The 22,322-nt window shown below is 68.2% G+C and carries 16 protein-coding genes; 5 read left to right on the top strand and 11 right to left on the bottom strand.

Going from position 1 to position 22,322, the window contains the following annotated elements:
• Positions 1-2 precede the first annotated feature (2 nt).
• The 4 genes from KGD87_RS04955 to KGD87_RS04940 form a co-directional block, all read right to left on the bottom strand.
• The gene (locus tag KGD87_RS04955) at positions 3-224 is read right to left on the bottom strand and encodes a hypothetical protein (protein ID WP_163786277.1); all 222 of its coding nucleotides are present in this window, start codon (positions 222-224) and stop codon (positions 3-5) included.
• Between the two features lie 53 nt (positions 225-277).
• A complete protein-coding gene (locus KGD87_RS04950) occupies positions 278-2,389 on the bottom strand; it encodes a M13 family metallopeptidase (RefSeq protein ID WP_284666376.1) in 2,112 nt (703 codons plus the stop codon).
• A 156-nt stretch (positions 2,390-2,545) separates the two neighbouring features.
• Positions 2,546-5,839 carry a C45 family autoproteolytic acyltransferase/hydrolase gene (locus tag KGD87_RS04945; RefSeq protein ID WP_284666375.1) on the bottom strand — a complete coding sequence of 1,098 codons (3,294 nt, stop codon included), beginning with the start codon at positions 5,837-5,839 and terminating at the stop codon, positions 2,546-2,548.
• 147 nt (positions 5,840-5,986) lie between these two features.
• Positions 5,987-6,985 carry a hypothetical protein gene (locus KGD87_RS04940; RefSeq protein WP_502888004.1) on the bottom strand — a complete coding sequence of 333 codons (999 nt, stop codon included), beginning with the start codon at positions 6,983-6,985 and terminating at the stop codon, positions 5,987-5,989.
• Between the two features lie 191 nt (positions 6,986-7,176).
• On the opposite strand from KGD87_RS04940, the gene trhA reads away from it, so the two are divergent.
• Entirely contained in the window at positions 7,177-7,851 is a 675-nt protein-coding gene (trhA, locus tag KGD87_RS04935) for a PAQR family membrane homeostasis protein TrhA (protein ID WP_284666373.1), read from the top strand.
• A 7-nt stretch (positions 7,852-7,858) separates the two neighbouring features.
• Here trhA and sitI6 read toward each other — a convergent pair whose 3' ends face one another.
• The 3 genes from sitI6 to KGD87_RS04920 all read right to left on the bottom strand — a co-directional run bounded on the left by sitI6 (position 7,859) and on the right by KGD87_RS04920 (position 10,251).
• Positions 7,859-8,584: a SitI6 family double-CXXCG motif immunity protein gene (gene sitI6 / locus KGD87_RS04930; protein WP_284666372.1), complete on the bottom strand. Its 726-nt coding sequence runs from the start codon at positions 8,582-8,584 to the stop codon at positions 7,859-7,861.
• 6 nt (positions 8,585-8,590) lie between these two features.
• Complete coding sequence (gene sitA6 / locus KGD87_RS04925) at positions 8,591-9,262, bottom strand: SitA6 family polymorphic toxin lipoprotein (protein WP_284666371.1); 672 nt, start codon at positions 9,260-9,262, stop codon at positions 8,591-8,593.
• Between the two features lie 95 nt (positions 9,263-9,357).
• Complete coding sequence (locus tag KGD87_RS04920; RefSeq protein ID WP_191265260.1) at positions 9,358-10,251, bottom strand: 1,4-dihydroxy-2-naphthoyl-CoA synthase; 894 nt, start codon at positions 10,249-10,251, stop codon at positions 9,358-9,360.
• A gap of 250 nt (positions 10,252-10,501) precedes the next feature.
• On the opposite strand from KGD87_RS04920, the gene eutB reads away from it, so the two are divergent.
• Complete coding sequence (eutB, locus tag KGD87_RS04915; protein WP_284666370.1) at positions 10,502-12,826, top strand: ethanolamine ammonia-lyase subunit EutB; 2,325 nt, start codon at positions 10,502-10,504, stop codon at positions 12,824-12,826.
• A 37-nt stretch (positions 12,827-12,863) separates the two neighbouring features.
• Here eutB and KGD87_RS04910 read toward each other — a convergent pair whose 3' ends face one another.
• The gene (locus KGD87_RS04910) at positions 12,864-13,268 is read right to left on the bottom strand and encodes a RidA family protein (protein WP_284666369.1); all 405 of its coding nucleotides are present in this window, start codon (positions 13,266-13,268) and stop codon (positions 12,864-12,866) included.
• Positions 13,269-13,387: 119 nt separating this feature from the next.
• Between KGD87_RS04910 and KGD87_RS04905 the strand changes: the two genes are divergently transcribed.
• The 3 genes from KGD87_RS04905 (at position 13,388) to nth (ending at position 15,265) form a co-directional block, all read left to right on the top strand.
• Positions 13,388-14,275 (top strand): LysR family transcriptional regulator, encoded by an 888-nt coding sequence (locus KGD87_RS04905; RefSeq protein ID WP_284666368.1) that lies wholly within the window; start codon positions 13,388-13,390, stop codon positions 14,273-14,275.
• Positions 14,276-14,403: 128 nt separating this feature from the next.
• Positions 14,404-14,529 carry a hypothetical protein gene (locus KGD87_RS04900; RefSeq protein ID WP_284666367.1) on the top strand — a complete coding sequence of 42 codons (126 nt, stop codon included), beginning with the start codon at positions 14,404-14,406 and terminating at the stop codon, positions 14,527-14,529.
• A 103-nt stretch (positions 14,530-14,632) separates the two neighbouring features.
• Positions 14,633-15,265: an endonuclease III gene (gene nth, locus KGD87_RS04895; RefSeq protein ID WP_284666366.1), complete on the top strand. Its 633-nt coding sequence runs from the start codon at positions 14,633-14,635 to the stop codon at positions 15,263-15,265.
• A gap of 172 nt (positions 15,266-15,437) precedes the next feature.
• Here nth and KGD87_RS04890 read toward each other — a convergent pair whose 3' ends face one another.
• The 3 genes from KGD87_RS04890 to KGD87_RS04880 all read right to left on the bottom strand — a co-directional run bounded on the left by KGD87_RS04890 (position 15,438) and on the right by KGD87_RS04880 (position 21,764).
• Positions 15,438-16,565, bottom strand: a complete 1,128-nt coding sequence (locus KGD87_RS04890; protein WP_284666365.1) for a lipase family protein — start codon at positions 16,563-16,565, stop codon at positions 15,438-15,440.
• A gap of 240 nt (positions 16,566-16,805) precedes the next feature.
• Positions 16,806-19,823, bottom strand: a complete 3,018-nt coding sequence (locus tag KGD87_RS04885; protein WP_284666364.1) for an FAD-binding protein — start codon at positions 19,821-19,823, stop codon at positions 16,806-16,808.
• 27 nt (positions 19,824-19,850) lie between these two features.
• On the bottom strand, positions 19,851-21,764 hold the full coding sequence (locus tag KGD87_RS04880) for a PatA/PatG family cyanobactin maturation protease (RefSeq protein WP_284666363.1): 1,914 nt from the start codon (positions 21,762-21,764) through the stop codon (positions 19,851-19,853).
• Between the last annotated feature and the right edge of the window lie 558 nt (positions 21,765-22,322).

Below are 22,322 nucleotides of genomic sequence, written 5' to 3'. Positions count from 1 at the left end.
GCTCAGGGCCGAGGCGGCTCCCCTGCCGTGGGAGCCGCGGGCGGGGCGCGCCGCTTCGGGATGATGGAGCGGCGCGGCCCCTTGAGGGCCACGCCCAGCAGCATGGTGGCGGGGAGCAGCATGCCCAACCCCTGCGTGAGGTTGTCAGGGGGCTTCACGATGGCCCCTGACACCAGGACGGCGAACAGCAGGCCACAGACGAGCCGGACGGCGAGAGCGTTCACGCCTCCAGCCTAGACAGTCCGTGGCCGCTGTCCAACGGCCCCCTATCGCCGGGCTACCAGATCTTGACGCGCTGCTCGGACGGCAGCCAGTTGCCGTCGCCCTGCTTCACGCCGAAGGCCTCGTAGAACTCCGGCATGTTCCGGACCACGCCGTTGACGCGGTACTGCGGCGGCGAGTGGGGGTCCGTCAGCAGCATCTGCCGCATGGCATCGTCCCGGTACAGGCCGCGCCAGATCTGCCCCCAGCCCAGGAAGAAGCGCTGGTCGCCCGTGAAGCCGTCGATGACGGGCGGCGTCTGGCCCTGGGTGGACAGCTTGTAGGCCTGGTACGCCACGGTGAGGCCGCTCAGGTCGCCGATGTTCTCCCCCAGCGTGAGCTTGCCGTTGACGCTCATGGCCTCCAGCGGGCTGAAGCCGCTGTACTGCTCCACCAGCATGTTGGTGCGCTGCTCGAAGCCCGTCTTGTCCTCGGGCGTCCACCAGTCGCGCAGGTTGCCGTCGCCGTCGGAGCGGCTGCCCTGGTCGTCGAAGCCGTGGCTGAACTCGTGGCCGATGACGCCGCCAATGGCGCCGTAGTTCGTCGCGTCGTCCGCCTCCGGGTTGAAGAACGGCGGCTGGAGGATGGCGGCCGGGAAGACAATCTCGTTCATCGTGGAGCTGTAGTAGGCGTTCACCGTCTGCGGCGTCATGCCCCACTCCTCGCGGTCAATGGGCTTGCCCAGCTTGCCCACCGCGCGCTGGTGCTCGAACAGCTCGCCCCGGCGGACGTTGCCCACCAAATCACCGGCGACGATGTCCAACGAGGAGTAGTCCCGCCACTTGTCCGGGTAGCCAATCTTCACGCCGAACTTCTCCAGCTTGGCCTGGGCCTGCGCCTTGGTGGCGGGGCTCATCCAGTCCAGGCCGTCGATGCCCTTGCGGAAGGCCTCGCGCAGGTTGGCCACCAGCTCCTGCATGCGCTTCTTGGAGTCGGGGCTGAAGTGGCGCTCCACGTAGAGCTGGCCCACGGCCTCGCCGACGACTTCGTTCACCTGGGCCACGCCGCGCTTCCAACGCGGGCGGTTCTCCTCCAGGCCCTGGAGCGTCTTGCCGCGGAACTCGAAGTGCGCCTGCTCGAAGGCGCTGCTGAGCAGCGGCGCGCGGGTGTCCAGCACCTTCAACGCCAGGTACTGCTTGATGACCGGCAGCGGCGTGGACTTCAGCAGCCCGCCCAGCGCCTGCAGGTAGTCCGGCTGACGGACGACGACGGAGGGCGTGGCCTCCGCGCCGGAAGCCTTGAGGAAGCGGTCCCAGGAGAAGCCCGGCGTCAGCGCGTCCAGCTCCGCGACCGTCTTGGGGTTGTACGTCTTCTCGCGGTCGCGGTTGCGCGCCCGGTCCCACTGCTTCGCGGCCAGCGCCGTCTCGAACGCCATGACATCCTGGGCGGCCTTCTTCGCGTTCTTCTCACCGGCCAGCGTGAGCAGCTTCTCGAGGTAGGCCACGTACGCGGCGCGGACCTCGACGAAGCGCGGCTCCTGCTTGGTGTAGTAGTCCCGGTCCGGCAGGCCCAGGCCCAGCTGCGTGGCGTAGACGGTGTAACGCGTGGCCTGCTTCTGGTCCTGGCCCACGTAGATGCCGAACGGCGCCGGCACGCCTTCGCGCAGCAGCGTCGCGAACAGCTCCGGCAGCGCGTCCGCGCGCTTCACGGCCTTCACGCGCTCCAGCTCGTCGCTCACGGGCTTCAGGCCCAGCGACTCGATGTGCTGGGTGTCCATGAAGCTGTTGTAGAGGTCCCCCACCTTCTGCGCGTTGGAGCCGGGGTGGCGCTCCTTCGCGGCGGCGGACTCCTCGATGATGGCGCGCATGGCCAGCTCGGCCTTGTCCGCCATCTCGATGAAGGTGCCGTACCGGGCGCGGTCCGCGGGGATGGACGTCGTCTTCAGCCAGTTGCCGTTGACGAAGGTATAGAAGTCGTCCTGCGGCCGGACGCCGCGGTCCAGGTGCTTCAGCTCCACGCCCAGCGAACGCACGGCCTGCGTGGAGGCGGCCTGGGCGGCGGGCACGGCCGGAGGCGGCGCATCATCGGCAGGGGGCGGCTGCTGCGTGGTGGCACAGCCGGTGAGGAGCAGGGTGCCCAGGGCGCTGCGGGACCAGGCACGGCGGGAGAAGGTCTTCAGGGGGCTCAATGCGGCTCCGAGAGAAGTGAGGGGCGGCGGATGCTGCCAGACGCGGGGGGTCGTCGTCCCTCCGGGCAGGCAGGAAGAACATCCGGGCGCGTACCCTATTCCATGGAGCGGGCCCCGCCCGCACCTTCCGCGCGGTGGGGCCCCTGGCGGCGTGCGCTAACGCTGCGGCTGACCCAGCACGGGCGCCGGTACGGGCGCGGGCGTGGTGGGCGCCACCGCGACGTCCTGGGCCAGCGCGTCCACGTCGTGGAAGCCCTTGGCGCTCACCTCGGCGCCGCGGAACAGGGCCCAGCCCGGCAGGCCGCGCTGGTAGGCGCGCGTCATGTGCCAGAGCTGAAGTCCACTGTTGGACACGAACAGGTACATCGACCGCTTCGGGTTCCAGGGGTTCGGCAGCGCCACGGCCAGGCCCTCATCCGGGCGGCCGTACGTCTTGCCCTGCCAGCGGAAGTAGCGCCGCCCCAGCTCCACGGGGAGCTGCTTCTCGGCCGCCAGCCGCGCCAGCAGCGCGTTGTCCTCCGCGCCGCCGAAGAGGACCAGGTCCCGGTCCGCCAGCTCCGCGTCCGTCACCTCGGCGTCCGGCTTGATGGGCATCAGGTACTCCACGAACGCGTCCGCCAGCACCTCGCGGTAGCCCAGCGCCAGCGTGCGCATGGACTCCGTCTGGCGCGCCGTGCCGTGCACCAGGAGCAGCTTCTCCCAGGCGTCGAGCTGGTTCGACAGCGTCTGGTGGTGCTCGCGCGGAACTGGAATGTCATTGCCGGCGTTGAACACCACGCGGACGGGCGGCTCCGCCGTGCGGAAGGTGAAGGTCTCGTTGAGGCCCTTCACCTCCACGCGCTCCAGCGTGGCGCCCTTCGCGGTGCGCACCTCCACCTGCGTGACGAAGTGCCAGGGTCGCGAGCCGGGCTGCTCCACCTTCAGCGTCACCTCGTAGCCGTCCTTCACCTGCGCGGCGCTGGCGCGGATGCGCGGCTGCGGCAGCCCCGCCTGCTCCACCCACTGCGACACGATGAGGCCCACGTCCCGGCCGGTGGCCTCCAGCACCGCGCGCTTGAAGTCCGCGGTGGTGACGTTCTTGTTGGCGTAGCGGCCGTGCAGGGCATTCATCGCCTTGGAGAAGGGGGCGTTGCCCAGCAGCAGCCGCAGTTGGTGCAGCAGGAAGGTGCCCTTGATGCGCGGCAGCATGTAGGCGCCGTAGCGGCCGTAGTCCGTCTTCGCGGCGGCGGGCACCACGTCCGCCTCGCGCGAGGTGGTGAAGAGGTAGCGCGCGTTGAGGTCGGCCAGCGCGTCGCGCTGGTATTCGAAGGCCTTGTCGGACGTGTCCGCGCCGGCCGGCAGGTCCTTGAGCAGCTTCCAGTACGCGGCGGTGCCGCTGACCAGCCAGTTCTCCCCATCCGTCGCGGGGAACACGGTGTTGGCCCACAGCAGGGGCTTGCCGAAGACGAACGCGTCCTTCACCTTCGACACGTCGCGCTTGAGCGCGGCGGGCTCGGCGGGAGGCGTCCAGCCCTTGCGAGCGGCCTCCAGCTTCTCCGCGACGACGACGGGGCTGAAGGCCGTATAGCCCAGCGACAGGTGCGGCGTGGCGCCGGGCAGGTCGGGAATCCACCGGCCTCCCACCATCTTCTCGCGCAGCGTCGTCTTGCCGTAGTGGGCCAGGAACATCAGCTTCTGGGCCATCTCCGACGTGGTGACCTTGCCATCACACGCGTGCGGCCGGTTGATGGGGCTGGAGGCCAGCATCCGGATGGCGGTGTCCAGGTCGAAGCCCTTCTTGCCGTGCTTCGCGTAGTACTCCTGGAAGGCGATGTCGCGGTTCCAGGTGTTGAAGGCCAGGTCCACCGGGGCGTTGTCCGGGTTGGGCACGTACTCCTTGCGCACCTCCAAGTCCCGGTTGTTGTTGTTGGCCCAGATGAAGTCCTTGAGGTTGCCCGGCGTGTCCCCGGCCTGCCCCTTGCCGCCGGTGCGCCACAGGCGCGTCTTCTTCGTGCCCAGCAACAGACACGCACCCTCGTCCGTCTTCGTGTCCGCCAGCGTCCAGTCGTTGGTGTAGAGGCCGTTGTTGCCATCCTTCATGATGCGGGCGACGTCGTCGATGGACGACGCGTACTGCGCCGCCTTGCGGATGCGGTTGCTCTGGGGCGTGCCGTTCATGTCGAACGGCGACTGCCCCACCGTCGTCTCGCCAATGACGATGCCGGCGGCGTTGACGTACCAGTCCGCGCCGCTGTGGATGCCCCCGGGGAAGGTCTGCATCACGAAGCGGTGGCCCTTGGTGGGCTTCACGTCCAGCACCACGTCCCAGTGGACGCCCGTGTAGCCGCCCCACATGAAGATCTGCCCCATGATGGCGCGGCCATCCGGGGTGGCGGATTGGGTGGCCACGAAGGAGGAGCAGTGGTCCCCCTTCCCCGCCCGCTCCGCGTCCTCCTCCGCCTTGAGGAAGGTGCGGCCGGTGAGCGGCGTGCCCGTGGCCCGGTTCGCTTCGGCGAGCTGCCCCGCATCCACGGCGGAGTTGAGCGTGACGATGTCCAGCAGGTCCAGGTCGCGGTCCTTGAACTTCGCGCCCGCCTGGTTGGCGCCGTCCGCGATGCCCTTCATCTCCTCCAGGAACTCCGTGTCGTACTTGCGCAGGAAGAGCGCGTCCGCGAGCAGCCGCCGGTGGTTCCACCCCTTGGAGGCGTCCGTCTTGTCCTTCTCGATGCCGAGCTTCTCCATGTAGCGGACGATTTCCCGTGGCACCAGCCGGCCGAACTGGTGGCCCCGCTCGTAGGGCTCGCCCTCGATGTGGACGTAGATCCACCCGCCCTCGTCATAGCGGAAGCCCTTGCCGGCCCAGCGCACCGACTCCAGCGGGATGTACGCGGTGATGTCGTCCACCTTCTCCATGCGGACGTCGTCGAACCAGGCGGTGCCCGTGGCCTTGCCGTTGCGGCCCAGGTGGAGCTGCACCCGGTCCGAGGACTGGGTGGCGAAGAAGAGCACCGACGCGCGGCCGCCCGCCTCCGTCGCGGGCGCGGGCGAGCAGTTGGTGAAGGGGAAGCTCTTCATCGACAGGCAGGCGCCGTGCGCCGTGGGGTAGCGCGCCTGCGGGTCCGCCTGGACGCCTCGGGTGCGGACCCAGGCGCTGAGCCGGTAGAGCTGGCCCACCTGGAGCTTCATCGCCTCGGACTCCACCGTCGTTTCGGCGCCGCCCAACGGGTTTTCGATGGCCAGCCCGCGAGCGCCCTCCACCTTCGCAGCGGCGCTGCCGGACGCCTTCCCCTGGCCTCGAGCCTTCCAGAAGGCGGGGAGCGAGCCGGAGCCTCCCGCAATCTCGAAGTTCCCGTTGGGCACGGCGACGGGCGTGGAGGCGGGCGCGGCGGCCCATGAGGGTGCCGCGTGGAGCGTGCTCGCGGACAGCAGCAGCGCGCCGAGCAGCTTGGACGTCATGCGAAGAGCGGACATGAGGCTCCCAGCCCGGAAGGGACGCCGGGCATCGGGTGGAGGTGGCCGGGGCGCATGACACCCCCGCCCTCCCCAAGCGTCAATCGCGATGCGCCACGACACAGCGATGACGCACGGCGCCTACCGGGCTGTCCGCCCGTCCGTCCTTCAACGAAGGACCCAGGCGCTCGTGCGGAGGAGCAGCCGGGCCGCGCGCCTCACGGCATCCACGCGGCGCGCCGCGGTCGCTGGCGGGGTGATGGGCGCATCCCAGTCGAAGGCGCGGAGCCGGTTCAGGAAGCCCTGTTGGACGCAGCCCTCCAGGCTGAAGACGTGGAGGTCATGCGACCAGCGCACCGCCAGACGCAGGTCGCGCGAGAACTCCGTCCAATCCAGGGGCTTCGCGGCGAAGGCGCCGGGGAGTTCCACCCCGCCGCCCGTGACGCCCACCGCCAGGGACTGACTTCCGGACCCGTAGCTCCAGAGCACGGAGGGGCCGTAGGGCCGCAGGAAGCTGGTGTAGAGCATGAGGACCTCGCGGTCCGCCGGCAGGTCGAGCACCCCCACCAGCCGCTGCACCAGCGTGGAGCGGGACTCCCGCTCGTCCACGATGATGGGGAACTGGTAGACATCCACCCGGTGACCGTTCGCGCGGATGCGCTCCATCAGCCGCGCGTACCCTGCCCGCGCATCTCGGACGCGGCGCCCCTGCACGAGCCTGGGCAGGATTTCGCCCAGCTGCCGCCACCCGCCCTCCATCCACCGCCGCAGCTCGCGGATGTCCGGCTCGATGTCCAGCCCCACGCCCTCCCACGTCAAGCCGTGCTCGGCTGTCCAGGCCTGGAAGGCCTCGTAGCGCGCCGTGGCCTGCGCCACGTTGCCTGCATGGAACCAGTAGCCCTCGTCGGTGGGCAGCAGCAGCCACGCCGTGACGGGAATGCCCACCCGGTTCAGCCGCTGGACCACCTGGGCCCGCTCCGGCCCCAGGTCGAGCAGTCCCAGGCTCACCCCGGCCTCCAGCGCCGCCAGGTCCTCCACGACGCCAGGCGTGGCGAACAGCTCGCGCAGAGGCTCCGCCTCCAGCTCGCAAAAGAAGGTCAGCATGTGAGGTTTCATGTCGGCCTCGCGCCTCCCGACGCACCGCTGGGGGACAGTGCGCCATACCACCGCGGAGGAGCCACGGGGCGTTCCGCGAGGGTCGGCTGTTCGATCACGTCCATCCGCGCTTCCCGGACCTCGATACCCGCAAGCGATTCCATCGCGCGGTGCTGGACGCTCGGGCGGTCCGGGCGTCAGAAGGTGGACGGGATGTCCCGCACGCTGACGCGGTGATGACCTGCGATGATTACGAGCAGTTCATGGCGTCCCGAGATGGCACCGATACCCTGCTCCTCATCGAGAGCGTCAAGCCCCGGCTGCGAGGCGTCTCCCACGCCGTGGCCTTCGTGGCGGCGCTGGTCGGGTGCATCCAGCTGGCGCTGCTGCCGGCGCGAGGCCCCCAGTATGTGGCCGACCTCGTGTTCGGCGGCAGCCTGGTGCTGATGTTCGGCGTGAGCGCCACCTACCACCGCTTCACCTGGGGCATGGCTGCGTACCGGCGCATCCAGCGCTTCGACCACGCGGCCATCTACATCCTCATCGCGGGCTCATTCACCCCCATGGCCACGCTGGACACCACGGGTGACACCAGCCGGTATCTCCTCTGGCTGATGTGGATCGCCGCGCTGACGGGCGCGGGCCTCACGCTCCTGGGGGTGCACACCTCGCGGGGGATGCGCTCCGCGCTCTACGTCGCGCTGGGCGCCGTGGCCGCGCCGGTGATGCTGCGACTCCCGGAGGTGATTGGCTCCGGGCGCGTCGCGTGGCTCGTGCTGGGCGGCATGCTCTACGCCGTGGGCGCGGTCATCTATGCGCGCCGCTGGCCCGACCCGATTCCCACCGTCTTCGGCTACCACGAAATCTTCCACCTGCTCGTCGTGGCCGCGGCGGGCGTGCACTACGCCGTCATCGTGGACATCGTGGGCGGCGCCTGACGCCAGCTTAGCGGGTGGGGAGCTCGCGGAAGGTGATGCCCTCCAGGCCCAGGCGCTGCACGGCGTCCTTGAAGCGCTCGGTGCCCACCATCACGGTCGCGAAGTTGCCCACGCGGAAGAGGTCCCGGTCCGTGGGCAGCGAGGCCGCGTCGAGGATGGGGGCGTCCGGCAGCGTGAGCTTGAACCGGCCACAGGTGTCACACGGTGGAGGCAGCTCCGGCGGATAGCAGTCCGGGTGCAGCTGTCCTCGCAGTTCGACTTGAGGCTCCAGGTATTCGGGCGGTGACTTCTGACGGAAGCGCAGTTCAGCCTTCCGGCTCGCGAGCCCTAGAACACCTTCGGCGTGGAGCCCTTCGAAGGCGTCTCGGCGAAGCAACAGCAGATAGCTTCCCTGCCACGTCAGTGGCCCCAGATCGCCACGAGCGGTGCCCACCAATGGGCCGAACGCCGTACCAGGAGGCAGGGCGACACCTGGAGGGGCCAGAGGGCGAACCAATTCCCGGAGACGCACGAACTCGGTGAATGGCTCGGGCCTGGCCTTCAGGAACGCGTCCTGCTCTGGCAGCGCTGACAGCTCGACAGCAGGGTAATTATGGCCGGTAGAGGCCCAGGTCACACGACAGCCGGGGCACTTCGCCAACCCAGGCAGACTCCATTTGTGCGCGGCATTGAAGTCCCCTTTGTAAGCGGCCAACGCCGTCCAGTCCTCCAGGAGCCAGAAGTAACGGGGCATGCATCCTCACGTTCCAGGCCGAGAATAATAGGGCCGGATGGGTCCGCCCATGAGCTGGAAGCGATAGATGAGCTCCCCTGCGTGCTTGAAGATCTCTTCAGGCGACGCGCTTGGGTTACGGCCCCTGAAGTCGCGCCACGCCTGATTCCACGCGCCACCCCGATTGCCTCCCTGATGAATCCTGAGATGGAGGTCTCTCGGTATCGGCATGGTGTAGTCGTGAATTTTGACGCCTTGCTGCACGAACCAGCCGGCGAGGTCCTCGGCCTGGGGAAAAATGTGGTGCTTCTCCCAGCGCCCGGGCGACAGCCGATGTGATGGCGGGATGACTCGCTCAGGCGCACCACCCCAGTTGGGGAACACCATGACAGCGCCCCGAGGCAACTGCTGCCCGATGCCCCAGTTCCGGCGAGGGCCTCGGCCCGGTGCCGCGGCAGCAGCGGGTGGCCGAGCGGGCGGGAAGCGCGCCAGCTCCACCTCTCCAGGCAGGTCCGCGCAGCGGTAGAAACCGCAGGCGTCACCCAGACACAGCAGGGAGACACAAGTGTCCTCGTGCGGAGTCGAACACTCCAGCTCCGCGTCGTCCCATGCCTGCTGTATGGGCGGCTTGACCGAGGTGGAACACCCCAGCCAAAGCACGGCGAGCACTGGAAGCCATCGGAGCAGGCAGGTTCGCATTCCGTGAAGCCTATTCGACCACGAGGCCCCTTCCACCGACCATCACCCTGGATGGGTATTCCCAGGGCGGCCGCGCCGCTTCAGCGTCCGCCGTTTCAGTAGGACCAGGGGAAGCGCTTGAAGTCGCGCTTGCGCTTCTGGACGAAGGCGTCGCGGCCTTCCTGCGCCTCGTCGGTGCCGTAGGCCAGGCGCGTGGCCTCGCCCGCGAAGAGCTGCTGGCCCACCAGTCCGTCGTCGGGCAGGTTGAACGCGTACTTCAGCATCTTGATGGCCGTGGGGCTCTTCGTGTTGATCTCCGCGGCCCAGTCCAACGCGAACTCCTCCAGTTGCGCGTGGGGCACCACGGCGTTGACCATGCCCATCTGGAAGGCCTCCTCCGCCGAGTAGTTGGCCCCCACGAAGAAGATCTCCCGCGCCCGCTTCTGGCCAATCTGCCGCGCCAGCAGCGCCGAACCGTAGCCCGCGTCGAAGGACGCCACGTCCGCGTCCGTCTGCTTGAACACCGCGTGCTCCTTGCTGGCGATGGTCATGTCACAGACGACGTGGAGGCTGTGCCCACCGCCCACCGCCCAGCCCGGCACCACTGCGATGACGGCCTTGGGCAGGAAACGAATCTGCCGCTGGACCTCCAGGATGTGGAGCCGGCCCAGGCGCGCGGGGTCGGACTCGCCCTCCTCGCCTTCGTACTTGTAGCCATCCTTGCCGCGGATGCGCTGGTCACCACCGGAGCAGAAGGCCCAGCCGCCATCCTTGGGCGACGGCCCGTTGCCGGTAATCAGCACGCACCCCACGTCCGTCATGAAGCGCGTGGCCTCCAGCGCCCGGGACAGCTCGTCCACGGTGCGGGGCCGGAAGGCGTTGCGGACCTCCGGGCGGTTGAACGCAATGCGGACCGTGCCCTGGTCCACCGCGCGGTGGAAGGTGATGTCCTTGAACTTGAAGCCCTCGACGGCCTTCCAGCGCGCCGGATTGAAGATGTCCGAGACCATGGTGTTCTCACTCGGGAGGAGAGAAGTGGATGCGCGCGGACCCTAGGCGCAGCGGCAGCGTCCGTCCAGGGATGCGCGCGCAGCCCGCACGAGGGCCAATTGTCCAAACCTCGCGGGAATGCTCAGACCCCAGCCGGAGCGCTCCGTTGGGCGCCCTACAGCGACACGCGGCGGCGCCAGCGCCCTGCTTGTGCGCGGCGGGATGACGGGTGTTCCCTGCCGCCAGGCGAGTCCTGAGCGAGGGAGAACCATGCACCTGGACCCGAGGTTCCTGCTGCACCGGCGCGCCGTGCTGACCGCGATGGTCGGAGGCGCGGCCGTCTCCGTCCTGGGCTGCCTGCGAAATCCGTCACCCACGCCCCCGCCGGAGGGCGTCTACATCCCCGACGTGAAGCCGGGTGAGGACGTCTTCGGCTACGTCCAGCGGCTCCGGGGCGGCTTCGACGAAACGCTCTACAAGCAGGTGCTGGGCGCGGCCAACACCTTCAAGGAAGGCGACTCGCTGGTGGGCGTCGCCGCCGCGGATGAGCACTCGCGTGCGAACGCGCGCAGGCTCTTGGGGCACACGCGGCTGGCGGACGTGCGGCGACACCCGCTGCAGCAGGACGCGTTGCACGCGCTGAGCCTGGAGGCCGAGGACCCGCAGGCGACGGCGCAGACGGCGGACTGGACGCTGGGACGGCTGCGGCGCTTCCTGCTGGAGTCCGATGAGGCCGCCATTCATGCCATCAACTCCGGGCTGGGCAGCGACGCCATTGGCTGCGTCGTCAAGTTGATGAGCGACGCGGAGCTCATCGCGCTGGGAAGAAAGGTGTTCAACCCGCTGCCGGGCAGCAAGGTGGGCGCGCGCGGCTACATGGGAGCGCGCATCCAGCCCAACTCGCCCACCGACAACGTGGACGACATCCGCTGGCAGGTGTTCGACGGCTTCTCGTACGCGGTGGGAGACGTGGTGCTCGGGTGCAACCCGGTGTCCTCCTCGCCGGAGTCCGTGGCCGCCATCGAGTCCGCGCTGCTCGAGGTGCTGGTGACCTTCGGGCTGACGGACGTGCTGCCCCACTGCGTGCTGTCCCATATCGACGTGCAGGCGGCGGTGGAGCGGCGGCAGCCCGGCACCACGGGCGTCTGGTTCCAGAGCATCGCTGGCAGCGACAGCGCCAACGCGACCTTCGACATCTCCGTGGAGAAGATGCTCGCCTATGCGGACGAGCGCACCGGCCCCTACGGGCTCTACTTCGAGACGGGCCAGGGCGCGGACTTCACCAACGGCCACGGCCATGGCTACGACATGGTCCTCCATGAGTCGCGCAAGTACGGCTTCGCGAGGGCCCTGTCCCAACGGGTGTCCCGGGCGAGACACGGCGCGGCGCCGTGGGTGCACCTCAACGACGTGGCGGGCTTCATCGGGCCGGAGGTGTTTCGCACCCGCGAGCAGTTGGTGCGCTGCTGCCTGGAAGACATCGCCATGGGCAAGCTGCACGGGCTCACCATTGGCCTGGACATCTGCTCCACGCTGCACATGGACGTGTCACTGGACGACCTGGACTGGTGCATCGAGCGCATCATGCCGGCGAACCCGGCGTACCTCATGGCGCTGCCCACGAAGAACGACCCGATGCTGGGCTACCTCACCACCGGGTTCCAGGACCACGTCCGCATCCGCGAGCAGTTCGGCTACAAGGTGGATGACCGGATGTGGGCCTTCTTCCAGCGCCTGGGCGTCATCGACGCACAGGGGAAACCCACCTCGCACTTCGGAGATCCCGTCTGGGTCTACCTCCAGTACCTGCGCGCGAAGGGTGACACCCGGCCAGAGGCGGACATCCGGGCGGACGCGGAGCAGCAGCTGTCCGCGATTCGCGCGCGCGGCGTGCCCATGGCGCGTGGACACGGCGCGCACCCGTGGGACCTGGAACCCACGCTGGACGCGGAGCTGCGCCGTGTCTATGCGGACTCGAAGAAGAGCCTGTGGACGGAGCTGACACCCACGTTCATCACCACCGTGCCGGAGGGCGTCCGTCTGGTGTCGAAGTCGCAGGACCGGACGGAGTACATCCTCCACCCGGAGACAGGCGAGCAGCTCGACGCCGCGTCCCTGGAGACCGTGCGCGCGCTGAGGACACGGCACGCGGGACGGTATGACGTGCAGTTGATGGTGTCCGACGGGCTCAACGCGCTGGCCATCATGGACGAGGGACAGCTCGCGCCCTATCTGGAGGCGCTGCGCGCGGCGCTGATTGCCGCGGGGTACCAGCCCGCGCCGGAGCACCTGGTGCTCACGTCCGGGCGCGTGCGCGCGGGGTACCGCGTGGGCGAGGCGCTGTACGCGGGCCTGGAGGACACGGCCCGGCACCGGGCCCTCATCCACGTCATTGGCGAGCGGCCCGGCACCGGCCACCACACCTTCTCCGCGTACATCACCGCGCCTCCCGGGGCCGTCTGGTCCCAGGCTGGCAAGGTGGACCACAACATCACCCGCGTGGTGTCCGGGGTCGCGCTCACGGCGTATGCGCCCGCGCTGGCCGCGCCGGAGACAGTGCGGCTGCTCCAGCAACTGGCGCCCCGAGGCGGGTGACGTCCGGGGGCGACGGCGTGCGGCGCTCGTGCGCGGGTCAGTCCACGACCGCGGTGGCTTCAATCTCGACGAGGACGCCCGGCTCGAAGAGCACGGAGACGCCAATCAGCGAGGCGGGTGCCGGCACGACGCCGAACTCCTTGGCGGCCTGCTCGATTCCGGCCTGGAAGGCAGGCATGTTCTCGAGCTTCCAATCGACCACGTAAATCGTCAGTCGAACGACGTCGTTGAACGTCGCCCCGGCCGCCGCGAGTGCGATGGCGACGTTGCGGTAGGCCTGGGCCACCTGTCCAGCCAGGTCCCCGCGCGCGATGAGCTGCCCATCCGCGTCGTACGCGACCTGCCCTGCGATGTGCACCTGCCGGCTGCCAGTGGCGATCGCCACCTGTCGGTACACGTCGGGCTTCATCATTCCTTCGGGGTTCATCAGCGTGACAGGCATGGGTGCTCTCCAAATGGCGGGGTTGAGGAAAGGAGCGATTGCCGGATGCGTATACCGAGCCCACTGACGAACGGCGTTCCCCACTCCAGCGACCCGAGGGCTACAATCGAGCGTCCGCCATGAAACGCGCCCACCTGGATGAGATCTTCGCCTTCATGGCCGTCGTGGACGCGGGCAGCTTCGTCGGCGGTGGCCGGGCCATCGGGCTGACGCGCTCCGCGGCGGGCAAGGCCCTGGCCCGGCTGGAATCACGGCTCGGGGTGCGCCTGCTCAATCGCACGACGCGCCACGTGAGCCTCACCGACGATGGCCGTGTCTTCCATGAGCATTGCCAGCAGGTCCTGGCGGCGTTGGATGAAGCGGAAGCCAGCGTTGGAGATCGCACGGGCACGCCCCGGGGCGTCTTGCGAATCACCGTGCCCGACGCATTCGGCAGACTGCATGTCCTGCCCGTGCTGAAGAAATATCTGCAGACCTGGCCTGACGTGCAGGTGGAGGTGAGCTTCACCGATCGCGTCGCGGACATCATCGAGGAGGGCTACGACCTGGCCGTGCGCATCAATGTGACCAGCACCGACACGCGACTGGTGTCCCGGCTCGTGGCGCAGCATCGGGTGTTCGTCTGCGCCGCCCCCTCCTACCTGGCCGCGCGCGGCGAACCCCAGACGCTGGAGGAGCTCGCGACGCATGATTGCCTGCTCTTCAGCAGCCGGTCGCGCCGGCAGCGCTGGCGACTGCGCCCGAAGGGGGGCGCCTATGTGACGGTGGAGGGACGAAGCCGCCTTCGGCTCGACAGTGGCGAGGCCCTCCGGGACGCGGCGGTCGCCGGACTGGGCATCGCCTTTCTTCCCGCCTTCCTGGTCGGCGAGGACCTGGCGCGTGGACGGCTCAAGGCGCTGCTGCCGTCATGTGAGACGGAGGTCGTCCGCATCATGGCGTTCTACCCGAGCAAGCGTCACCTGCCAGCCAAGGTGCGGCGCTTCATTGACCTGCTGGTCGCGCCGTAGCGCAGCCGCAAGGAAGGCCAACACCCACACTCGCCCGGGATACCGAGTCTACTCCCGGAACTTCACGACACCGGTCGCGCCCCCCGGATGGGAGCTGCTCGCCGCCCCCCGACGAAGCCGCCTCGCTCGTGGGATGGAGCAACGTCCAGCAGGTCATCGCGTACCGGAGCGCGGACTGCACCGTTCAGCCGATGGGCCTGGGCACGCTCCGCACCTTCACGCCGGGCGAGTTCGCCAGTTGCGTCGCGTCCTGACCCGGTCGTCGAGGGCGCTCGGGCAGCCCGCCAGGCACGGCACCCGAATACACCGTGGCTCCTGTCAGACGCTCCAGGTAGGGTGGCGCTCACTCACGCCACCATGAATCCCGCCGAGAAAGCCGCCCTCTTCCTCGAGCGCCTCCGGGAAGCCCATCCGGATGCGCGCTACGAACTCAACTGGTCCACACCCTTCGAGCTGCTCGTCGCCACCATCCTGGCCGCGCAGTGCACCGACGAGCGCGTCAACCGCGTCACCGCCACTGTCTTTCCCAAGTACCCCGGTCCACGGGCATTCGCCGACGCGGACACCGCCGCGCTGGAGGAGGACCTCAAGCCCACCGGCTTCTTCAAGCAGAAGACGAAGTCCGTGCAGGCCATGAGCCGCGCGCTCCTCGATAAGTTCGGCGGTGAGGTGCCCCGCACCATCGACGCGTTGGTGACGCTTCCCGGCGTGGCGAGGAAGACGGCCAACGTCGTCCTCAACACCGCCTTCAACCTCCCCTCCGGCATCATCGTCGACACACACGTGGCGCGCGTCAGCCAGCGCCTGGGCCTGACGAAGAAAGAGAAGCCCGAGGCGATTGAAGAGGACCTGATGGCGCTGCTGCCTCAGGAGGAGTGGACCTTTTTCGGTCCGGCGACCGTCCTCCATGGCCGCTACACCTGTACCGCGAAGAAGCCGAAGTGCGAGACGTGCATCATCCGCGACGTCTGCCCACGCATTGGCGTCTGACGCCCACCCGCTGCCAATGGGCAGCCCCTGTGAGCGGGCCTCGGCATCGCGCATTGGCTCGCCGTGGTGGGCCTCCCCTCGGCAGAATAGACAGACGCCGCGTCCAAGCCGGACGCGGTGGCGGGGACCGATAGCCCCCCGCCACCCTCCTGTTTCAACCCCTGTACGCGTATTACTTTCCGCTCAGCGCCTTGACGGCCATCTGGGCACTCTTGGGATCGTCACAGGGGTTGCTCAGCGGGAACCACCTGCATCCCTGCGGGGGCTTGCCCTGCGGGAACCATTCGTGGTCGGCCCCGAACGCGAGGACGTAGGCATTGAGGTGTTGGTAGCCGAGCTGCGCCAGGAACTGCGAATCCGGGGTCCAGGGCACGCCGGTGTTCTTGCTGTCGGTGTAGGGCGCCAGCGGGCCGTCGAACGCGGGGGTCGGCTCGAACTGCACGTAATTTTGATTCGCGGCGCTCTGCTGCTGAGCGCCGATCAACTGCCCGACGGGATCATTGGCCACGACGTCGAGACCATAGATGTTGCCCGGGTTCGTCAGCGCCTTCATCGTGTCCTTGTCCCAGGAGTGCGGCACCACGTCCTTGGCATTCCAGACGAAGGTGGCCAGGGCATTGTCGGCACTGAACACGCTCTTGAAGTGCTCAAGGAACGCCGCATTGCCAATCGACGGGCCCGCTGTCGCCAGCAGGTTCACCTGCCGCCACAGGCTCAGGTTCGTGTCCTTCGTGTCCAGCAGCGAGTCCGGATCCATGAGCGCGAGCATCAGCATCGGGGAGAGGGCTCCGCCCAGGCTGTGCCCGGTGAACCAGAGCGTGATGGACTCTTTTCCCTTGAGTCCCCCCAGGTAGGACTGGATGTCATGGAAAGGCCACTGCATTCCGAGGAGCCTCGTAAGGCCGTCCATATCGCCCGTCGTCACCTGCATCTGCGAGGGCGCATTGCCCGAGCGCTTCCACTCCGTCGGATCGATGTCGAGGTCCTCGGTCTCCGCGTCGTAGGTCGACAGCGCATTGGTCCCAGCCACGGCCACCACGTAGACCGGAAGAAGATTGCCGTGATTTCCCACCTGCTGCGCGACGAACATCGCGTTGCTCACCTGAGGGGGGAACGGGCCGTCCAGGGTGTAATACGGGCCCCACACCACTCTCCAATTCGAGAAGGGAGCATTCAGGCTGTTGATCTGCGCCTGCAGGTCACTCTGGCTCCAGGGACCAACCAGGTTGCCCACGGTGGCTTGGCTCGCCAGCCACGAGAGGGCAAACACCTGCTTCTGCATCGGCGTGGGATTGAACATGCGACCTCCGGATAAGGATGTGGTTGGGATTGTGAACCCCAATGGGCCAGCGCCCACGCGGCAACCACTACAAGCGTTGTGCCACCCGCGGCGTGGACGCCTCTGAGAGGGCGCTGCGTCGTGAAGCCCCAGTCCCAAGGCAGTCCTGCGCTGGGGCCTGACGCGTCTCGCCTCAGTTCTGACACGTCAATCCCTGGCGCCGACATGTCAGACAGGGCGAGGATGAGGATGAGGGGCTTCTCAATAGACGTGATACGAACGAACCTGCCCGACAGCGGTAGGGACCACGTCGCTCACGTCGACGGTGAGTCGGGAGACCCGACGCGCGTGGGCGATTCTCTTCGTGGGATGGAAGAACGTCAGGATGACATCCCAGTGGTCCCCCACTACCTGCTGGAGCGGGCTCGCCTCGACCCGGAGGTCCCCGAATGCCAGCCCATCCTCGAGCGCCTGGCCAAAGACCTGCCCGAGTCGAACGAGGTGCATGGCCGCGAAGTTCAGGGCGCGATCTCGAGCGCTCCGGCCCGGGTTCTGCAGTTCGTGGTGGACGCGCGCGAGGAAGCTCTCGACGTCGCCAATGACGGATGGCTTCAGCACGTCCATCGGCCAGCCGTCCAGCCCGCGCAGCGCCGGCACGAGGAGCGGCACCTTGCGGGGAGAATCCCACGGGGCTTCGCCGACAATCCATCCCGGCACCGCCACCCGCGACACCGCGCCGTTCAACTGCCGCCGCAACAGCTCGCGCAGGCGGTCGTGAATTTCCCGGGCAAAGGCGCCCCGAGGCGCGAGCGCATAGATGGGGGTCTTCTCGCGGCACACCGTCCAGACGAGGGAGTCCACCGCCTCCGGATGGCTGTCGAGGTACGAGAGGAGCTGACCGGTGTCTTCCGGATGAGAGAGTCCCGCCTGGACCAGGGAGCGCTTCGGGGCCTCGCTCTCGAAGTCGTAGCCCAGGCTCCCCAGGACATACACCTGCTCCAGCGCCTCCGGGGCGGCGGTCGACGCAGCGGCGGCCCTGGCAGGTGAGCGCCGCGTGCCCTCCTGGCTTTGAGGGGGCAACGCCAGACTTTCGACCGAGCCGAACGGACTGTTCCTCAGCACCCCCTTGGGGTCGCAGCGCCGCTTGAGCTCCGCGAGCTCGTCCATCGCCCCGCCATAGAGGGAGCGCGCCTGGTCCCCCGAGATGGCGTGGGCGCCGTGGAGATAGGGCCGCCCGCCCAGGGTGATGCAACGCTCGAGCGCCTTGCTCAGCTGACGGGCCACCTGCGCTTCCGCCGCAGGTCGGTCCCGCGGCACCATGTAATAGAGGCCGACGGTGTAGAGGAGCTTCGGCGGCGAAGGGGGCACCGGCTCGAACGCGAAGGAGAACTTGTCGTCGGGGGGACGGATGGTCAGCAGATACGCGACCGCCAGGTACTCAGAGCCCTCACCGGACTGGAGCTCCTGCTGGAAGAACTCCATGAACGAACAGAACGCACTCCACTCGAAGGCGTAGTCCGACCAGAGCCGCTTCCAGCCGGGGAACTCACCGACCCAGCGCTCACGCTGCTCGTAGAGCCACCACGGAAAGTCCTTGCCCGCCGTGTCGCTGACATGGGCCGCCCCCACCCCCAGGCCGTCGAGCCGCGCATCCGTGAGGCGAGGAGGCTCCACGGACGAAAACCCCAGCATGCACTGGAACACGTTCCTGGACAGGGAACCGCAGAAGACGTCGGGCCCCTCCGCGCTGTCTCGCAGGCTGGCGAGGGTGCGCAGCAGGTCCTCGACGCGTGGATAGAGGCAGCTACGCAGCAAGGTGAACGGCCGGTGGGGCACTGTCCGGAGGATGACCTCGGTGATGGCCCCGAGTTGCCCCTGCCCCGAGAGCGTGAACCTGAACAGCTCGGGGTGCTCGTCCCGAGCGCACCAGACGGCCTGCCCACTGGGCATGGCCAGGCGCAGGCGCACCACCTGATCGATCTGGCCACCGTGGGAGATCGACCACGGCCCGTAGCCTCCCGCAGACAACGTCCCGCCGACCGTCAGCGACAGGTAATCCGGCAGCACCGCCATGGAGCGACCCTGCCGCTCCAGCGCGCGTTGGACGTCGCCCCAGCGCGCGCCGGCGCTGACTCGAACCCGCCCCTCCTTCAGCACCTCGATCCGCGGCGCCTCCAGCCCCATGGACAGGACAACGCCTCCGTCCACCAGGGTCTGCGCATTCGAGGAGTGCCCGCTGCCACGGATGGCCAGCGGGACCTGGTGCGCTCCGGCCACGTCGAAGGCGTGGAGGACGTCCTGCTCGTCGGCAGGCTTGACGATGACGTGCGGCGTTTTCCGCACCCTCCTGCCGAAGTCCTCTCGGAAATCCTCGGCCGAGCGCGGCGACTCCGCGAGCGCGCCGCCAAGGCGGGCGCGCAGCGCGTCCACGACGTCCCCCGAAGAGGGGCGCGTATAGACGGGCTCCATCCGAGGCCCGCCATACAGGGTGACGAAGGGCTGGCCGCGGCGACCGCTGCCGATGGCCACGCGTCCGCAGTACTCGCCCCGGGCCGACGCGTACCACGCGGCATAGGCGTCCCGAGGGACGGACAGCTCCTCCGCGAGGGCGGCGACCTCCTCCCCGACATCGGAGAACAGCAAAACCTTCTCGCCGGGCGAGTGGCCCCCGAACGCGCTGAAATCGATGGAGCGCCGGGAGCTACCCTCCTCCTTCACCTCGTATGTATCCGGGTAGGCCCCCCGCTGCAGGAGCCGGAAGAACGCCTCGACGAGGGCCTCGTGAGACACGGGCGCCCCTTCGTGCTCCGCGACGGAGCAGCCGAGGCTCTCGCGAATCAGCCGGCGGGCCTCCTCCGGCGAGAGCGGATCGCGTCGATGGTACTCCCTCAGGGCGAACGCCTCGCCCGAGACAGTCCAGTCCAGCGCGAAGCTCAGGGGGGACTGCCCCTCCTGGAACCCGAAATACAGCCGGTAGGCGAGCGTCTCCCCGTCCTCCGCCGCGCCGACGAAGGTGACGCGGTACTCCGCGCGCAGCCGTTCGACTGTCGCGAAGGCGGCGGCAGGCAGGCCCAGGTCCCGGCAGATGTCGAGGAGGCCCGCGTTCAGCGCGTCGAAGGCCTGGGCTCCGGCGAGAATGACACCATAGCGATTGCGGTCGATCCGGCCAGCGGACAGCTTGGTGCTCATGGCGACGCTGAGGCCCTCCGCCCCCACCGCCGCACGCACCTTCGCGAAAGGCAGCCGGTATCGATGCTCCCTATCGGCGTCGATGGTCACGTCCGCCCTCCCAAGGCAGCCCCCAGGTCAGTACGCCGACCACTTGCGGACGGGGCCGATGGTCACGGGAATGACGTCGCTCACGTCGACGGTGAAGCGGTACTCCACGTTGGCCCGCTCCAGGCGCTTCTCCGGCTGGAAGAAGGTCAGCTTGACGTCCCAGGCATCCGAGCCCGGCAACCCCACGGGGCTCTTCAACACGTCGATCTTGTGCAGCTCCATGCCCTCGCGCAGGGCGTGGGCATACACCTGCTCGGCCTGATAGGCATTCGTCGCCGCGAAGTTGAGGGCCCGCTCCTGCGAGGTGAAGCCAAGGTTGCGCAGCTCGTAATAGACCCGCTCCAGGAAGTCGAAGACCCGCTGCTGCTTGCGCTCGTGGAGCTGCTTGCCCGCCTCGTCCGTGGGCTGCGGCCCGGTGACCTTGGCGACCAGCGCCTCGGTGGTCCAGCTGTACATCCCGCGCAGTTGGGGCAGCAGGAGGGGCAGGTTCTGACCGGACTGGAGCTTCACGGTCTTTCCTGCCGTCTGGCCGGGGATGGAGACCCGGTGGATCTTGCCGTTGACCTGGTCCCGGAGGAACTCCGTCAGGCGCTCATAGACGTCGGTGGCATAGGCACCGAATGGCAACAGGGCGTAGATGGGCGTGGCGTCCATGTTCAAGGTCCAGATGACGGACTCCGCCACATGCGCGTTGGCCTCGAGGTGCTCCAGGAAGCTCTCCAGGTTGTGCGGATCCTGGTTCTTCATCGACTGGGCAATCGAGGTGCGGCGCGACTCGCTGCTGAACTCGATGCCCACGGTGCCCAGCGCATACACCTTGCCCGCCGGGGGACCCGCTGGGGGCGCGGACTTCGCATCGAGCTCCGCCCGGCACTCGTGGCACGTGGACGGCCTCACGGCGCCTGAAGCGTGCTCGCTGTGGCTCGACTCGGGCGAAAGGGAAAACGGGGCGGGCAGGTCAGGATGCCGGATCGCGTCGCCCAGGGAGGCGGTGTCCACGGCGTCCAGATCGCGTTTAGACATGGGGGATCCTTTGTACGAGTGAGAGTGGCTGGCGGGAGAAGGGGGCGGACGACGCCCCAGGACGTGGCGCAAGGCGCCTTCGACATTCAGGCGCCCAGTCAAATAACGGCGGCAATCCGTGCCCTCTTCGGGAGGGCACGGATGGGCGCTCTCCAGGAGCGCCCGGCGGACGGCTTCGGGATTCGGGGTGAGGCCCTGGGAGCGCTGCACGCTGAGGAGCAGGCCCGCCACCCCGGAGACAAGGGCCGTGGCGAGGCTGGTGCCACTGCGCACTCCTTTCTTCCCTCCTGGCAGGGCAACGGGAATGTCATCGCCCGGGGCGAGGATGCCATGGCCCTGGTAGGCCGCGCCCCAGTTGCTCGCCTCGAGCGGGACGCCCCGGCGGCTCATCGCGCCCACCGCGAGGACCGAGGAGAGAGCCGCAGGGACATGCAGGCAGGCACATGCGTCGTTGCCCGCCGCCGCGACGATCAAGATGCCGCGTTGCCGGCACTGCTCGACGGCTCGCTCGAGGAGGGGATCGGTGGCGCCGTCAGGCGAGAATTCCCCTCCACTGATGTTGATGACCTGGGCTCCCGCCTCCGCGGCCAGGAGAATTGCCCGGGCCAACTCTATCTGAGAGCACGGGGACACCTCTCCGTCCTCGTCGTCGGTGAAGACAGGCACGAGGAGCCCCTGACACCGGGGGGCCACCCCCTCCACCCCGCTGCCGGGCTGGCCGAAGATGATGCTGGTGATGGCGGTCCCATGCGCCGCCGAGCCCCCCGAGGGCGCTCCGTCCCCCGGAGCCCAGAGTGCGCGCAGTGAGCTGCCTTGAAGGACCGGGTGCGAGCGGTCCACCTGCCCATCCAGGACGGCGATGCAAATGTCTGGACTTCCAGGGGTCTGCTCCCGAAGTCGAGCGATATCACCCAGCATCTTGCACGCCGATTCCTTGAGGGCTCTGGCCACTCCTGCGGCCGCGGCGGGCCCGACAGCTAGCGCCGCGCGGGCTCGCCACGTCCACGTCTTCACATCAGCACATCAGCAGTTCGCGATGCATTGGTCGTAGATTTGGTGACAATTGAGCGGGTTGTCGCCGTGGTTCTGCGAAGCTGCGCAGAGCGCTAACGAGGCCTCGCATTTGGCATTACAGGTGAAGTAGCTCGGCTTCACCCCAGTGGGTGCCTTCACCAAGATGTTGCTCTTTGCGGCCGGCGGATTCTGGGCGGGAAGTCTCACGAATCGTCTCCTTCTACCTGGGTATGAGATACAGCCTCGTAAGAGGCACCTATGCTTCCATGAGCGCAATACCAGCGCAAGCCAATACGCATACATCCCATGCAATCCTATCCAGCAAGTCACCCCTCACTCCGAGCAACGACTGTGGCTAAGAGGAGCCGCGCACAAGGCAAACAAATATGCATGGATTCATGTAGACCTATCCAGTAAGTCCTTCCCCGATCCGACGGCAACTGGGCGAGGGAGGAGTCGCGC

The organism is Myxococcus sp. SDU36 (assembly GCF_030168875.1).
Lineage (GTDB): Bacteria > Myxococcota > Myxococcia > Myxococcales > Myxococcaceae > Myxococcus > Myxococcus vastator.
This window is presented reverse-complemented; position numbering and strand designations above follow the sequence as displayed.

Coding starts and splice junctions, on each gene's coding strand:
- KGD87_RS04910 (WP_284666369.1), bottom strand. CDS start 13,268: ATGCCTGTCACGCTGATGAACCCCGAAGGAATGATGAAGCCCGACGTG.
- KGD87_RS04945 (WP_284666375.1), bottom strand. CDS start 5,839: ATGTCCGCTCTTCGCATGACGTCCAAGCTGCTCGGCGCGCTGCTGCTG.
- eutB (WP_284666370.1), top strand. CDS start 10,502: ATGCACCTGGACCCGAGGTTCCTGCTGCACCGGCGCGCCGTGCTGACC.
- KGD87_RS04920 (WP_191265260.1), bottom strand. CDS start 10,251: ATGGTCTCGGACATCTTCAATCCGGCGCGCTGGAAGGCCGTCGAGGGC.
- nth (WP_284666366.1), top strand. CDS start 14,633: ATGAATCCCGCCGAGAAAGCCGCCCTCTTCCTCGAGCGCCTCCGGGAA.
- KGD87_RS04890 (WP_284666365.1), bottom strand. CDS start 16,565: ATGTTCAATCCCACGCCGATGCAGAAGCAGGTGTTTGCCCTCTCGTGG.
- sitA6 (WP_284666371.1), bottom strand. CDS start 9,262: ATGCGAACCTGCCTGCTCCGATGGCTTCCAGTGCTCGCCGTGCTTTGG.
- KGD87_RS04905 (WP_284666368.1), top strand. CDS start 13,388: ATGAAACGCGCCCACCTGGATGAGATCTTCGCCTTCATGGCCGTCGTG.
- sitI6 (WP_284666372.1), bottom strand. CDS start 8,584: ATGCCCCGTTACTTCTGGCTCCTGGAGGACTGGACGGCGTTGGCCGCT.
- trhA (WP_284666373.1), top strand. CDS start 7,177: ATGGCGTCCCGAGATGGCACCGATACCCTGCTCCTCATCGAGAGCGTC.
- KGD87_RS04880 (WP_284666363.1), bottom strand. CDS start 21,764: ATGCTGGGTGATATCGCTCGACTTCGGGAGCAGACCCCTGGAAGTCCA.